Raw genomic sequence first — 14,157 nt, 5'->3', positions numbered from 1 at the left:
CGGGACCGACAACGAACACATCAAAAGAGGAAACCCCGAGATGCACGCAATCGCCCGGCATTTCCGCCGCGCCGTCGCCGCCGGCCTGCTGGCCGCCACCGCCGCCGGCTTCGCCGCCCTGCCCGCCGCCTCCCAGACCGTCGACGAGATCAAGTCAAAGGGAAAGCTGACCGTCGGCATGCTGGTGGACTTCCCGCCCTACGGCATCACCAACGCCGAGAACCAGCCCGACGGCTACGACGCCGACGTCGCGCGGCTGATGGGCAAGCACATGGGCGTCGAGGTCGACCTGGTCCCGGTGACCGGCCCCAACCGCATCCCGTTCCTGCTGACCAACAAGGTCGACCTTCTGGTCGCCTCGTTCGGCATCACCGAGGAACGCGCCAAGCAGGTCCGGTTCTCCGACCCCTACGCCAGCATCGACGTGGTCCTGCTGGCCCCCGCGGATACCGAGATCTCCAAGCCGGAAGACCTGAAGGGCTATCGGATCGCGGTCACCCGCGCCAGCACCCAGGACCTCGCGGTGACCTCCTCCGCGCCGAAGGGCACCAAGATCATGCGCTTCGACGACGACGCGACCGCGATGCAGGCGCTGCTGTCCCGGCAGGTCGACGGGCTCGGCGTCAGCACCCTGGTCGCGCAGGAGATCAACAAGCTTGACCCGTCGGCCGGCTACGAGCCGAAATTCACCCTGCGCCGCCAGTTCCAGGGCATCGCGATGCGCCAGGACCAGTCCGACCTGACCGCCTGGGTCAACGGGTTCCTGACCGATGCCAAGGGCAACGGCGAGTTGAACGCGATCCACCGGAAGTGGCTCGGCACCGATCTGCCCGACCTGACCATGCCGAAGTCCTGACCGGATCGGGTCCAGACCACAAAGACGCCCTGGGGAGGGAACGACTATGACCATGGAGTTGAGCGAGCACGCGGTGGCGCACCATGTGGGCGACCGGATCATCATCCGCATGGAGGACGTCCAGAAATGGTACGGCGACTTCCAGGTGCTGAAGAACATCAACCTGGAAGTCCGCACCGGCGAACGGATCGTGGTGTGCGGGCCCTCGGGTTCCGGCAAATCGACCATGATCCGCTGCATCAACCAGCTCGAACATCACCAGAAGGGCAGGATCACCGTCGATGGGATGGAGATCGGCGCCAGCACCCGCAACATCGACGCGGTCCGCCGCGAGGTCGGCATGGTGTTCCAGAGCTTCAACCTGTTCCCTCACCTGACCGTGCTGGAAAACTGCATGCTGGCGCCGCTCAAGGTCCGCGGCGTCTCCAAGGATGAGGCCCGGCGGACCGGGATGCGCTACCTGGAGCGGGTGCGCATCCCGGAGCAGGCCGACAAGTACCCCGGCCAGCTCTCCGGCGGCCAGCAGCAGCGCGTCGCGATCGCCCGCGCCCTGTGCATGAACCCGAAGATCATGCTGTTCGACGAGCCGACTTCGGCCCTCGACCCGGAAATGGTCAAGGAGGTCCTGGACACCATGATCGGCCTGGCCGAAGACGGCATGACCATGATCTGCGTCACCCACGAGATGGGCTTCGCCCGGAGCGTCGCCGACCGGGTCATCTTCATGGACCGCGGCGAGATCGTCGAGATGTCCGAGCCGGAGGAGTTCTTCGGCAATCCGAAGTCGGAGCGTACGCGCAACTTCCTCGGCCAGATCCTGACCCACTGACCGGAGCGGCACGCGAATGAAACCCGAAATCCTCCTGGTCAACCCGATGTTGCCGGCCATCGAGGCGTCGCTGGACGCGGCCTACACGGTCCACCGGTCCGCCCGGATCGAGGATCTTGGCGAAATCGGCGCGCGCATCCGGGCCGTGGTGACAGGCGGCGGCACCGGCGTCTCCCGTCCGCTGTTCGACGCCCTTCCGAACCTGGAGATCATCGCGATCAACGGCGTCGGGACCGATGCGGTGGACCTGGAGCACGCCCGCAACCGGGGCATCCGGGTCACCAACACCCCGGACGTGCTGACCGACGACGTGGCCGACCTGGCGATCGGGCTGATGCTGGACGCCTCGCGCCGGATCGCGGCCGGCGACCGCTTCGTCCGGGCCGGCGCCTGGCCCCGGGGAAAGTTCCCGCTGGCCCGCAAGCTGACCGGCAAGCGGCTCGGGATCTTCGGCCTCGGCCGGATCGGGCGCGCCGTCGCCGAGCGGGCCGCCGGCTTCCGCATGGAGATCGCCTATACCAGCCGGCGGCCGTCCCCGGAGGCGGCGCCCTCCTGGCGGTTCGAACCCTCGCTCGAGGTCCTGGCCCGGGACAGCGATGTGCTGGTGATCGCCGCGGCCGGTGGGGATGCGACCCGGAACCTGGTCGGCCGCGCCGTCCTCGATGCCCTCGGCCCCGACGGGATCCTGGTCAACGTCGCCCGCGGCAGCGTCGTGGACGAGCCTGAACTGGTGGAGGCCCTGTTGGAAGGCCGTCTGGGCGGTGCCGGCCTCGACGTCTTCGCCGACGAGCCGAACGTTCCCACGGCCCTCTTCCCCCTCCAGAACGTCGTCCTCGCCCCCCATCAGGGTAGCGCCACGGTGGAGACCCGCACGGCGATGGGCGACCTGGTGCTGGAGAACCTGTCGGCGCACTTCGGCGGGCGGGAGCCGCCGATGGCGGTGGTATAGGTTCGATCCCCTCCATCATCTCAGTACGACCGCGGCATGCCCAGCACGTGCTCGCCGACATAGGCCAGGATCAGGTTGGTCGAGATCGGCGCCACCTGGTACAGGCGCGTCTCCCGGAACTTGCGTTCGACATCGTATTCCGCCGCGAAGCCGAACCCGCCGAAGGTCTGGAGGCAGGCGTTGGCCGCCGCCCAAGAGGCGTCGGCCGCCAGCAGCTTGGCCATGTTCGCCTCTGCGCCGCAGGGCTGGCCGGCGTCGTGCAGGCGGCAGGCCGTGAAGCGCATCAGGCTCGCCGCCTCCACGTCCACGTGGGCGCGGGCGATCGGGAACTGGATGCCCTGGTTCCGCCCGATCGGCTGGTCGAACACGACCCGCTCCCCCGCATAGGCGGAGGCCTTCTCGACGAACCAGCGGCCGTCGCCGATGCACTCCGCCGCGATCAGCGCGCGCTCGGCGTTCAGTCCCTCCAGGATGTAGCGGAAGCCCCGGCCCTCCTCGCCGATGCGGTTCTCGACCGGGATCTCCAGGTCGTCGAAGAAGACCGAGTTGGTCTCGTGGTTCACCATGTTGCGGATGGGATGCACGGTCATTCCGTTGCCGACCGCCGAGGCCAGGTCAACGACGAAGACCGACAGTCCCTCCGATTTCTTCGCCACCTGGTCCAGCGGCGTCGTCCGGGCCAGCAGGATCATCAGGTCCGAATGCTGGAGCCTCGACGTCCACACCTTTTGTCCGTTGACGACGTAGCGGTCGCCTTTCCGGACCGCCGTCGTCTTGAGCTTCGTCGTGTCCGATCCCGTGGTCGGCTCCGTGACGGCCATGGACTGCAGGCGAAGCTCCCCCGAGGCGATGCCCGGCAGGTATTTGCGCCTCTGTTCCTCGCTGCCGGCCCGCAGCAGCGTGGACATGTTGTACATCTGCCCGTGGCAGGCGCCGGAATTGCCGCCGGACCGGTTGATCTCCTCCATGACGATGGACGCCTCCGTCAGCCCGAGGCCCGAGCCGCCATAGTCCTCGGGGATCAGCGCCGCCAGCCATCCAGCCCGCGTCAGGGCGGTGACGAACTCCTCCGGATAGCCCCGCTCCTCGTCGATCCGCCGCCAGTAGGCGCCATCGAAGTCGGCGCACAGGGCTCGCACGGCGTCCCTCAGGTCGGAATGGTCGTCACGGCTCGGTATCTCGATCGGCATCGGTGCTCGTTCCCTTGGAGTCTTCGACAAGTCTTCCCTGGATAACATCGGCCAGCGGAATGTGCTGCCGGTCATTTGGGCACTACCGGCATATTGCCGTATTTTTGAGCACTAAACGCGGCGTTGCGAACAGTCAGTCGGACCAATCGCCGCGCGCCGCCTCCCTGGCACCGATCTTGAACAAGCCCTGCGACAAATCGGACCTGAAGCAGGGCGGAGGCACTTTAGCGCATGAGCACGATGAAGAAACTGATGGCCGCGGCGGCGGTCGCGACGGCACTGATGGCGCCGGGATACGCCAACGCCCAGGGAACGCTGCGGATCGGCATGACGCTGGCGGACATCCCGCTGACGACCGGCCAGACGGACCAGGGCGGCGAGGGGCAGCGTTTCATGGGCTACACCGTCTATGACGCGCTGGTGAACTGGGATCTGACCTCGGCCGACAAGCCGTCCGAGCTCGTCCCGGGCCTCGCGACCGAATGGGCCGTGGACGCCACCGATAAGACCAAATGGACCTTCAAGCTGCGCGAGGGCGTCAAGTTCCACGACGGCTCCGACTTCACGGCGCAAGCCGTGGTCTGGAACCTGGACAAGCTGCTCGACGACAAGTCGCCGCAATACGATCCCAAGCAGGCCGCCCAGGGCCGCAGCCGGATCCCGGCGGTGGCATCCTACAAGGCGATCGACGACCATATCCTCGAGATCACGACCAAGGAGCCGGACGCCTTCCTGCCCTACCAGCTCGCCTGGATCCTGATCTCCAGCCCGGCCCACTGGGAAGCGGTCGGCAAGGACTGGGTCAAGTTCGGCGAGAAGCCGTCCGGCACCGGCCCCTGGCAGCTCGTCTCCTGGACGCCGCGCGAGCGCGCCGAGATGCTGCCGTTCAAGGACTACTGGGACAAGACCCGCGTTCCCAAGCTGGACAAGCTGATCCTGGTCCCGATCCCCGAGGCCGCGACCCGCACGTCGGCGCTCCGCTCCGGCCAGGTGGACTGGATCGAGGCCCCAGCCCCCGACGCGATCCCCAGCCTGAAATCGGCGGGGTTCCAGATCACCTCCAACGGCTATCCCCATAACTGGACTTGGCATCTCAGCCGGGTCGAAGGCTCGCCCTGGAACGATATCCGCATCCGCAAGGCGGCCAACCTGGCCGTGGACCGCGAGGGGCTCGGCGAGTTGCTGGGCGGCATGATGGTTCCGGCCAAGGGCCACGTGCTGCCCGGCAGCCAGTGGTTCGGCAAGCCCGAGTTCGACATCACCTACGATCCGGAGAAGGCCAAGGAACTGCTGGCCGAGGCCGGTTACGGCCCGGACAAGCCGGTCACAGTCAAGGCGCTGATCTCCGCCAGCGGGTCGGGCCAGATGCAGCCGCTCCCCATGAACGAGTATATCCAGCAGACGCTGGGCGAGGTCGGCATCAATGTCGAGTTCGAGGTGGTGGAGTGGAACACCATGGTGAACCTGTGGCGGGCCGGCGCCAAGTCCGACCAGGTCAAGGGCGCCCACTCCATCAATTTCAGCTACTTCATCCAGGATCCGTTCACCGGCTTCATCCGGCATCTCGACAGCCGGCTGACGGCGCCGAACGGGACCAACTGGGGCTGGTACAACGATCCGGAGATGGACACCCTGTTCCTGAAGGCCAAGACCGCCTTCGATCCGGCGGAACAGGCCAGGGCGCTGCAACAGGTTCACGAGAAGTTCGTCGACGACGCCCTCTTCCTGTACGTCACCCACGACGTCGCGCCGCGCGCCATGTCGCCCAAGGTGAAGGGCTTCGTCCAGGCGCAGAACTGGTACCAGAACTTCTCCTCCATCACCGTCGAGTAAGGGGCCGGGGCGGCGCCGCGCCGCCCCGTTCCAGGAAGGCCGCGCCATGATCTCCTACCTGATACGACGGCTGCTCTATTCCGTGCCGATCGCGCTCGGCGTGTCGCTGATGATCTTCCTGCTGGTCCATCTCGCCCCGGGCGACCCGATCAGCGCCATCGCCCCCGCCGACGCGCCGCCGGAGGTGGTCGAGCGGCTGCGCGCCGACTACGGCTACGACAAGCCGCTGCCGGTCCAGTTCGCGCTGTGGCTCGGCCGCGCCGTCACCGGAGACCTGGGCAACTCGGTCGCCTCCGGCCAGCCGGTCGCGGCGGAGGTCATGTCGGCCGTCGGCAACACGATCCTGCTCTCGCTCTGCGCGGCCCTCGTCGGGTTCACCCTGGGCGCCGTGCTGGGCTTCGTCGCCGGCTACAACCAGGGGCGGGCGATGGACAAGGCCGCGACCGCCATCGCGGTGGCCGGCATCAGCGTGCCCCACTACTGGCTCGGCATGGTGTTGGTGATCGTCTTCTCGGTCCAGCTGAACGCCCTGCCCGCGGTCGGCATGGGTCCAGGCGGCTCGACCGACTGGGCCTGGGACTGGGACCATATGCGGCACCTGATCCTGCCCGCGATCACCCTGGCGGTGATCCCGATCGGCATCGTGATGCGGACCACCCGCTCCGCCGTCGCGGAAGTCCTGAACCAGGAATTCGTCCAGGCGCTCCGCGCGAAGGGCCTGTCCGAACGGCACATCCTGGGCCATGTCGTCCGCAACGTCGCCCCCACCGTGCTGGCCGTCATGGGGCTGCAACTCGGGTACCTGCTCGGCGGGTCGATCCTGATCGAGACGGTGTTCTCCTGGCCCGGCACCGGCTTCCTGCTGAACACCGCGATCTTCCGCCGCGACATCCCGATGCTCCAGGGGACCATCCTGGTGCTGGCGCTCTTCTTCGTCTTCCTCAACGTCGTCGTGGACCTGATCCAGACGGCGGTCGATCCCCGCATCAAGAGGGCCTGACCCATGGCCGAAACCACCCTGCCGGGTTTGGTCCCCGACGCTCCGGTCACGTCGCGCGGCTACTGGAGCACCGTCTTCCGCCGGCTGAGCGGCGACTGGACGACGATCCTCTGCCTCGTCGTCCTGGCCGTCATCATCCTGTCCGCCGTCTTCGCGCCCTGGATCGCGCCGGCCGATCCCTACAAGACCAGCGTGATCCGCCGGCTGAAGGATATCGGGACGCCGGGCTTCCCGCTCGGAACCGACGAGCTGGGCCGCGACATGCTGAGCCGGCTGATCCATGGCGGGCGGCTGTCGCTCCTGATGGGGATCACCCCCGTGATCAACGCCCTGGTGATCGGCAGCCTGCTCGGCATCGTGGCGGGCTTCGTCGGCGGCAAGGTCAACATGGTGATCATGCGGACGGTGGACGTGTTCTATGCCTTCCCCTCCGTCCTGCTCGCCATCGCGATTTCCGGGGCGCTGGGCGCCGGTCTGGTCAACAGCATCGTGTCGCTGACCATCGTCTTCATCCCGCCCATCACCCGCGTCGCCGAGAGCGTGACCACCAGCGTCCGCAACCTGGACTTCGTGGAGGCCGCGCGCGCCAGCGGCGCCGGCAGCTTCACCATCATCCGCGTCCATGTGCTGGGCAACGTGCTGGGGCCCGTCTTCGTCTTCGCCACCGGCCTGATCAGCGTGTCGATCATCCTGGCCTCCGGCCTCAGCTTCCTGGGGCTCGGCGTCCGGCCGCCCGAACCCGAGTGGGGCCTTATGCTGAACACGCTGCGTCAGTCGATCTACGTCAATCCCTGGGTCTGCGCCCTGCCCGGCGTCATGATCTTCATCACCTCGATCTGCTTCAACCTGATGAGCGACGGCCTGCGCGCCGCCATGGACGTGAAATCATGACCGGCGCGATCTCCGCCCCCGGCAGCGCCCAGCCGCTCCTCCTGGTCAAGGACCTGAAGAAGTATTTCCCGATCCTGGGCGGCGTGCTCAACCGCAAGGTCGCCACCGTGCAGGCGGTGGACGAGGTCTCGTTCGAGGTCGCCCGCGGGGAAACCCTGGGCGTCGTCGGCGAAAGCGGCTGCGGCAAGTCCACCACCGCCCGCCTGCTGATGCGCCTGATCGAGCCCGACGCGGGCGACGTCATCTTCGACGGCGAGGGCGTCGGCGAGCAGCATGGCATCTCCGTCCGGGACATGCGGCGGAACATGCAGATGGTCTTCCAGGACAGCTACGCCAGCCTGAACCCGCGGCTCACCATCGAGGAGTCGATCGCCTTCGGCCCCAAGGTCCACGGACTTCCAGCCAAGGCGGCGCGGGAGCGCGCCCGCGCCCTGCTCGCCAAGGTCGGGCTGGATCCCAACCTGTTCGTCCGCCGCTATCCGCACGAGCTGTCGGGCGGACAGCGCCAGCGCGTCAACATCGCCCGCGCCCTGGCGCTGGAACCCCGCCTGGTCATCTTCGACGAGGCCGTCTCCGCCCTGGACAAGTCGGTCGAGGCGCAGGTGCTGAACCTGCTGAACGATCTGAAGCGCGAGATGAACCTGACCTACATCTTCATCTCCCACGACCTGAACGTGGTCCAGTACATCAGCGACCGGGTCCTGGTCATGTACCTCGGCAAGGTGGTCGAGACCGGCACGGTGGAATCCATCTACGGCGATCCGCGCCACCCCTACACCCGCGCCCTGCTCTCCTCCATGCCCAGCATGGACCCGGCCCGGCGGACGACCGCGCCGGCCCTGACCGGCGACCCGCCCAATCCGATCAACCCGCCGTCCGGCTGCCGCTTCCGCACTCGCTGCGCCTTCGCGGAGGATGTCTGCGCCCGGACGGAGCCCCGCCTGGAGATCATCCGTCCCGCCGAACGCCATGCCGCCGCCTGCCACATGGAAATCGCGGGTTCCGGCCATACCAGGGCCGCCCCCCAGCCGATCGGAGCAGTAGCATGACCGCAGCCCTCCGCCAGGACGCCGCCCTCGCGGCGGCTCCCGCCGTAGCGCCCCTCGTGTCGGTGGAAGGCCTGACCGTCCGCTTCAGGGGCGGCGACGGCGATATCAGCGCCGTCAACGGCGTGGACTTCACCCTGGAGCGCGGCAAGGTGCTGACCATCCTGGGCGAATCCGGCTCCGGCAAGAGCGTCACGCTCAAGGCGATGATGCGCCTTCATCCGCAGAGGCGCACCCGGTACGGCGGCAGTATCCGGATCGGCGGGCGCGACATCCTGTCCCTTTCCGAGCGTGAACTGGTTCAGGTCCGCGGCTCCGTGGTCAGCATGATCTTCCAGGAGCCGATGCTGGCCTTCGACCCGGTGTACACGATCGGCCGCCAGATCGCCGAGACGGTCGTCCGCCACGAGGGCGTCTCATACCGCGACGCGGAGAAGCGCGCCCTGGAACTGCTGGAACTGGTCCAGATCCCGTCGGCCGCCCGCCGCCTCAGGGCCTACCCGCACGAGATGTCCGGCGGCATGCGCCAGCGGGCGATGATCGCCCTGGCCCTGTCGTGCCGGCCCGACCTGCTGCTGGCGGACGAGCCGACGACCGCGCTGGACGCCACCGTCCAGATGCAGGTCCTGGTCCTGCTGCGCCAGCTCCAGCGGGAGATGGGCATGGCGGTGATCTTCGTGACCCATGACATGGGCGTCGCCGCCGAGATCGCGGACGACGTCGCGGTCATGTATGCCGGCCGCTTCATCGAGGCCGGTCCCGTCGGGGACGTGATCGGCCGGCGCCTGCACCCCTACACCGAGGGGCTGCTCGCCTCGACCGTCCACGGCGCGTCCCGCGGCGAGCGCCTTCAGACGATCCCCGGCGCCCCGCCCAACCTCGCCCGCTTGCCTTCCGGCTGCAGCTTCGCGCCGCGCTGCCGATATGTCGATGGCCGGTGCCGCGAGACCGACATCCCGCTGTTCCGCCCGGCACCCGACCACACCGCCCGCTGCCTGAGAATCGACCGCGAGAGATCATGAGAGTCCTCGTCATAAATCCGAACACGACCGTCGCCGTCACCGAAAGCATCGTGGCGGAGGCGCGGCGGGTCGCGAGCCAGGATATCGAGATCACCGGCGTGTCCGCCCGCTTCGGTTCCCCATTCATCCAGACGCCGGAAGAGTCGGCGACGGCTGCCGAAGCGGTCTTGGAACTGGTCGCCCGGCTGGCCCCGGGATTCGATGCCGTCGTGATCGCGGCCTTCTCCGACCCGGGGCTGGACGCGGCGCGCGCCGTCTCCCCGGTCCCGGTGGTCGGCATCGCGGAAAGCGCCATGCTGACCGCCCTGCTGTGCGGCGGCCGGTTCGCGATCGTCACCCTGGGGTCGGCCCTGAAGCCGGTCCTTGAACAGGCGGCCCGCCGGCTCGGCTGCGCCGATCGCCTGTCCGCGATCCATGCGCTCGACCCGCCCGCCGGCGCGGAGGACGGCGCCAGGAGGGCCGCCACCGTGCAGCATGATCATGGCACGACGCTGGCCGGGCTGTGCCGCAGGGCCGCCGCGACCGAGGGCGTCCGGTCGATCGTCCTCGGCGGAGGCCCCCTTGCGGGCTTGGCCCATCGCATCCGCGACCAGGTTCCCGTCCCGCTGCTGGACGGCACCGCCTGCGCCATCAGCCATGCGGCGACGCTGGTGAGGCTCGGCGTCCGCTATTGGCCGGAGCCCGAACCGACACCGGAGGAGGCTCGGGCATCCTGACCCGTGCTGTGCAAATTTGCGGTAAGCATGATCCGAAGGGGCGGCAGGTCCGTTATCAGCGGCCACTGCCCATGACGGAAACCCAACAGGGAAGCTTGCCGACGATGGAATACCTGCTCGCGCTTGCCGCCGATCCGGCGGCCTGGATAGCCCTCGCGACGCTGATCGCGATGGAAGTGGTCCTGGGCATCGACAACCTGATCTTCATATCCATCCTGACGAATCGCTTGCCGGAAGATCAACGATCGCGCGGACGCCGTATCGGCATCAGCCTCGCCCTGATCCTCCGCCTGGGCCTGCTCGGCACCGTCGCCTTCATCGTCCAGCTGACGGAACCGATCTTCACCGCCTTCGGCCATGGCTTCTCCTGGCGCGACCTGATCCTGATCGCCGGCGGCCTGTTCCTGGTCTGGAAGGCGACCAAGGAGATCCATCACAACGTGGATCCCGACCCCGGCCCTGACATGTTCGGCAGCAAGGGCGGCAGCATCGGCTTCGGTGCGGCGATCGGCCAGATCCTGCTGCTGGACCTGGTCTTCTCCATCGACAGCATCATCACCGCCGTCGGCATGACCGAGCATATCCCGATCATGGTGATCGCCGTGCTGGTCGCCGTCACGGTCATGCTGGTGGCTGCCGACCCGCTTGCGAACTTCATCGCCAAGAACCCGACCGTCGTCATGCTGGCGCTGGGCTTCCTGATGATGATCGGCATGACCCTGATCGCCGAAGGTTTCGGCGCCCATGTGCCCAAGGGCTACATCTACGCGGCGATGGCCTTCTCCGCCCTGATCGAAGGCCTGAACATGCTGGCCCGCCGGGCCCGCAAGCGCGCGCACTGAGGATGGGGAACGGGCGGGCCGGGCGCCGTGGCGTCCGGCCCGCGCATGATCAGGCCTCGACGTAATCCTCGGCCGCGGCCTCGTCCGGCTGCGTCACCATGCTGACGCCGACGAACAGCACGACGTTGACCATCAGGCCCAGGATCCCGGCATTGATGTCCAGCGGCGTCGCGGGCTGGACGAGCTGGAAATAGTAGTTGACCACGATGCCGCCGACCAGGCCGGCGATCACGCCCGGCGCCGTTCCGCGCCGCCACCAGAGGGCGCCGTAGACGGCTGGGGCGAACTGGACGATCGACCCGTACGCGCCGACCAGGAGTTGAACCAGCCCCGCGGCCCCGAAGATCGACAGGTAATAGGCCACCGTGCCGATCGCGACGACGGACAGGCGCATGATCCAGATCTGCGCCCGCTCGGACAGATCGGGCTTCAGAGGCTGGATGATGTCCCGGCCGAAAGACACTGATCCGCCATGGGTAATCGCGTCCGCCGACGACATGGCCGCCGCCAGCGCCCCGGCTCCGATCAGGCCGTAGACCAGCCCGCTGGCCCCAAGCTCGTTGGTGACAAGGTGCGGCAGGATCGTATCCGGGCCGGACAGCTCGGACGGATCGACGATGCCGACCGCGGAGAAGCCGATGAACAGGATCGGCACCAGGAAAATCGCGAACAGCGGATAGACCAGCACCGTCTGCTTGATCTTCTTCTCGGTCGTCGTGAAGGACTTGGTGAACAGGTGCGGCCACATGATGAATCCTACCACCGAGACCAGCAGGATGGTGGTGTAGGCCATGGGCGACATCGCCGACCCTTCGCCGCCGATCGTCAGGAAGCCGGGCCGTGTCTCCGCGATCCCCCGGAACATCGCGCCGATTCCGTCGTGGAACTGATAGACCAGGGCGAACCCGACCACCCAGGCGACCACCAGCATCAGGATGCCCTGCAGCACGTCGCTCCAGGCGGCTCCCCGCACGCCGCTGGTCGCGACATAGACGATGACGATGCCGTAGGAGATCAGGGCACCCAGCCAGATCGGGATCGCGTCTTCAGTCAGCACATTGAAGACATACGCCATCCCCTTGATTTGCAATGTGAGATACTGGATGAAGGCGAGCACGGAGATGATCCCCACGAGCACCTGGATGGCCCGCGACCGGTACCGGTCGCCCAGGAAATCCCCCATGGTGTAGAAGTTCTTGCGCTCGCCGATACGGGCCACCTTCGGCCCGATCAGGTACCAGGGCAGCAGGCCGAGACAGGTGTAGGCCAGGATGTAGAAGGACGCCGCCCCCTTGGAGTAGGCCCAGCCCGGCCCGCCCAGGAAGGCGAAGGCGCTGAACACGGTCCCGCCCATCAGGAACCACATCAGCACGAGGCCGAGGCCCCGGTCGGCGACGGTGTATTCCGACACCGACCAGAAGGATCGGCCGCGGCCGGCCAGCAGCCCGACCAGGAAGGCGAAGACCAGGTACACGCCCATGGCCAGCAAAGCGATCATCCACCGTTCCATCAGCGGTCGCCTCCCGTGAATTCATAGGCGATGAAGCAGACCAGTCCGACGAACTCGACCCCGATCCAGGCGATGATCCAGAACAGGGAGAACGGCAGGCCCAGGATCATGGGCTCGACGCTGTTGGCGAAGCCGTAGACTGGAAAGATCATGACCAGCAGCATGATCAGGGTGAAGATCGCGAAAGGCTTGCTCGCGTCCCGGCGGCTTTCATTCGGCAGTCTCGCCACGGATCACCTCCTTCAGCCGCGCGCCGGAAGGGCGCGCTCGACCAGTTCGCCCCAATAGGCGACGCCGATCGGCAGGATGTCGTCGTTGAAGTCGTAGCGCGGGTTATGGAGCAGCCGGTTGCCGTCGGTCGGCCCGTTCCCGACCCAGACATAGCAGCCCGGACGATGCTCCAGCATGAAGGCGAAGTCCTCGGCCCCCATGCTGGGCGCCAGATCGGCTCGCACCTGGTCGGACCCGACCACCTGCGCCGCGACGATCCGGGCGAACTCGGTCTCGGCGGCGGTGTTGACCGTCACCGGATATCCATAGGTGTACCGCAGGTCCATGGCGATGCCGTGGGCGTGGGCCATCCCCTCGCAGATCCGGCGCAGCGCCGGCTCCATCCCCGCCTGGACATCGCGATTGAGCGTCCGGACCGTGCCGCGGATCACCACCGTCTCGGGGATCACGTTGAAGGCGTCCCCGGCATGGAACTGGGTCACGCTGACCACCACCGCGTCGGTCGGCGCGATCGTCCGGCTGGCGATCGTCTGGAGGGTCGAGACCAGGTTGGCGCCGGCCACGATCGGGTCCTTGCCCAGGTGCGGCATGGCGGCGTGGGTGCCCAGGCCGTTCACCGTGATCTCGAAGGTGTCCATCGACGCCATGACAGGCCCGACCATGGCGCCGATGGTGCCGACCGGCAGACCCGGCCAGTTGTGCATGCCATAGACCGCAGCCATCGGGAACCGGTCCATCAGCCCTTCCTCGACCATCACCCGGCCGCCGCCGGCGGTCTCCTCGGCGGGCTGGAAGATGAAGTAGGCGGTGCCGTCGAAGCGCTTCGTCTCCGCCAGGTAGCGGGCGGCGCCCAGCAGCATGGTGGTGTGGCCGTCATGGCCGCAGGCATGCATCTTGCCCGGCGCCGTGGACTTGTACGGCAGATCGTTGGCCTCGGTGATCGGCAGGGCGTCCATGTCGGCCCGAAGCCCGATCGCCTGGTTGCCGCCGTGCCCCGCCCGCAGCACGCCGACCACGCCGGTCTTCGCGATGCCCCGGTGGACCTCCAGGCCGAACGCCTCGAGCTTGGCCGCGACGAAGTCGCTCGTCCGGTGCTCCTCGAATCCGAGTTCCGGGTGGGCGTGAAGGTCACGCCGCCATTCGGTCAGTTCGCCGTGCATCTCCTTGATGCGATCGTCGATCTTCATCTCTCTTCTCCAAGACTTTGCCCGCCGTCCATTCAATGGACGGCGGGCCGTATTG

14 protein-coding genes are annotated in these 14,157 nt (G+C 67.5%); 10 read left to right on the top strand and 4 right to left on the bottom strand.

Going from position 1 to position 14,157, the window contains the following annotated elements; all coding sequences use genetic code 11:
- Positions 1 to 40: 40 nt before the first annotated feature.
- From JL101_RS11780 to JL101_RS11770, 3 genes are read left to right on the top strand one after another with little or no spacing between them, the layout of a single operon-like run.
- Positions 41 to 856 (top strand): transporter substrate-binding domain-containing protein, encoded by an 816-nt coding sequence (locus tag JL101_RS11780; protein ID WP_203095233.1) that lies wholly within the window; start codon positions 41 to 43, stop codon positions 854 to 856.
- 46 nt (positions 857 to 902) lie between these two features.
- The gene (locus JL101_RS11775; RefSeq protein WP_203095232.1) at positions 903 to 1,685 is read left to right on the top strand and encodes an amino acid ABC transporter ATP-binding protein; all 783 of its coding nucleotides are present in this window, start codon (positions 903 to 905) and stop codon (positions 1,683 to 1,685) included.
- 16 nt (positions 1,686 to 1,701) lie between these two features.
- Complete coding sequence (locus JL101_RS11770; protein WP_203095231.1) at positions 1,702 to 2,634, top strand: 2-hydroxyacid dehydrogenase; 933 nt, start codon at positions 1,702 to 1,704, stop codon at positions 2,632 to 2,634.
- 20 nt (positions 2,635 to 2,654) lie between these two features.
- Here the strand turns inward: JL101_RS11770 and JL101_RS11765 are convergent, their stop codons facing one another.
- Positions 2,655 to 3,824: an acyl-CoA dehydrogenase family protein gene (locus JL101_RS11765; protein WP_203095230.1), complete on the bottom strand. Its 1,170-nt coding sequence runs from the start codon at positions 3,822 to 3,824 to the stop codon at positions 2,655 to 2,657.
- 231 nt (positions 3,825 to 4,055) lie between these two features.
- Here JL101_RS11765 and JL101_RS11760 point away from each other — a divergent pair, with 231 nt between their 5' ends.
- The 7 genes from JL101_RS11760 (at position 4,056) to JL101_RS11730 (ending at position 11,174) form a co-directional block, all read left to right on the top strand.
- On the top strand, positions 4,056 to 5,657 hold the full coding sequence (locus JL101_RS11760) for an ABC transporter substrate-binding protein (RefSeq protein WP_228435415.1): 1,602 nt from the start codon (positions 4,056 to 4,058) through the stop codon (positions 5,655 to 5,657).
- A 46-nt stretch (positions 5,658 to 5,703) separates the two neighbouring features.
- Entirely contained in the window at positions 5,704 to 6,657 is a 954-nt protein-coding gene (locus JL101_RS11755; protein ID WP_203095229.1) for an ABC transporter permease, read from the top strand.
- Between the two features lie 3 nt (positions 6,658 to 6,660).
- The gene (locus JL101_RS11750) at positions 6,661 to 7,548 is read left to right on the top strand and encodes an ABC transporter permease (RefSeq protein ID WP_202679511.1); all 888 of its coding nucleotides are present in this window, start codon (positions 6,661 to 6,663) and stop codon (positions 7,546 to 7,548) included.
- On the top strand, positions 7,545 to 8,597 hold the full coding sequence (locus JL101_RS11745) for an ABC transporter ATP-binding protein (protein WP_203095228.1): 1,053 nt from the start codon (positions 7,545 to 7,547) through the stop codon (positions 8,595 to 8,597). The genes JL101_RS11750 and JL101_RS11745 overlap by 4 nt, the downstream gene beginning before the upstream one ends.
- Complete coding sequence (locus tag JL101_RS11740) at positions 8,594 to 9,616, top strand: ABC transporter ATP-binding protein (RefSeq protein WP_203095227.1); 1,023 nt, start codon at positions 8,594 to 8,596, stop codon at positions 9,614 to 9,616. Before JL101_RS11745 ends, JL101_RS11740 begins: the two co-directional genes overlap by 4 nt.
- On the top strand, positions 9,613 to 10,332 hold the full coding sequence (locus JL101_RS11735) for an aspartate/glutamate racemase family protein (RefSeq protein ID WP_203095226.1): 720 nt from the start codon (positions 9,613 to 9,615) through the stop codon (positions 10,330 to 10,332). The genes JL101_RS11740 and JL101_RS11735 overlap by 4 nt, the downstream gene beginning before the upstream one ends.
- Before the next feature lie 104 nt (positions 10,333 to 10,436).
- Positions 10,437 to 11,174, top strand: coding sequence for a TerC family protein (locus JL101_RS11730; RefSeq protein ID WP_203095225.1), 738 nt, complete (start codon positions 10,437 to 10,439; stop codon positions 11,172 to 11,174).
- A 49-nt stretch (positions 11,175 to 11,223) separates the two neighbouring features.
- On the opposite strand, the gene JL101_RS11725 is transcribed toward JL101_RS11730, so the two are convergent.
- Genes JL101_RS11725 through JL101_RS11715 form a run of 3 tightly spaced genes read right to left on the bottom strand, consistent with a single transcriptional unit; the run spans position 11,224 to position 14,102 of the window.
- On the bottom strand, positions 11,224 to 12,672 hold the full coding sequence (locus JL101_RS11725; protein ID WP_203095224.1) for a sodium:solute symporter family protein: 1,449 nt from the start codon (positions 12,670 to 12,672) through the stop codon (positions 11,224 to 11,226).
- Positions 12,673 to 12,683: 11 nt separating this feature from the next.
- Positions 12,684 to 12,914, bottom strand: a complete 231-nt coding sequence (locus tag JL101_RS11720; RefSeq protein ID WP_203095223.1) for a hypothetical protein — start codon at positions 12,912 to 12,914, stop codon at positions 12,684 to 12,686.
- Between the two features lie 12 nt (positions 12,915 to 12,926).
- Positions 12,927 to 14,102 carry a M20 aminoacylase family protein gene (locus tag JL101_RS11715; RefSeq protein ID WP_203095222.1) on the bottom strand — a complete coding sequence of 392 codons (1,176 nt, stop codon included), beginning with the start codon at positions 14,100 to 14,102 and terminating at the stop codon, positions 12,927 to 12,929.
- Positions 14,103 to 14,157 lie beyond the last annotated feature (55 nt).

Source organism: Skermanella rosea (assembly GCF_016806835.2).
Classification (GTDB): Bacteria; Pseudomonadota; Alphaproteobacteria; order Azospirillales; family Azospirillaceae; genus Skermanella; species Skermanella rosea.
Note: the sequence above shows the minus strand (reverse complement) of the source record. Positions and strands in the feature narration are given on the sequence as shown.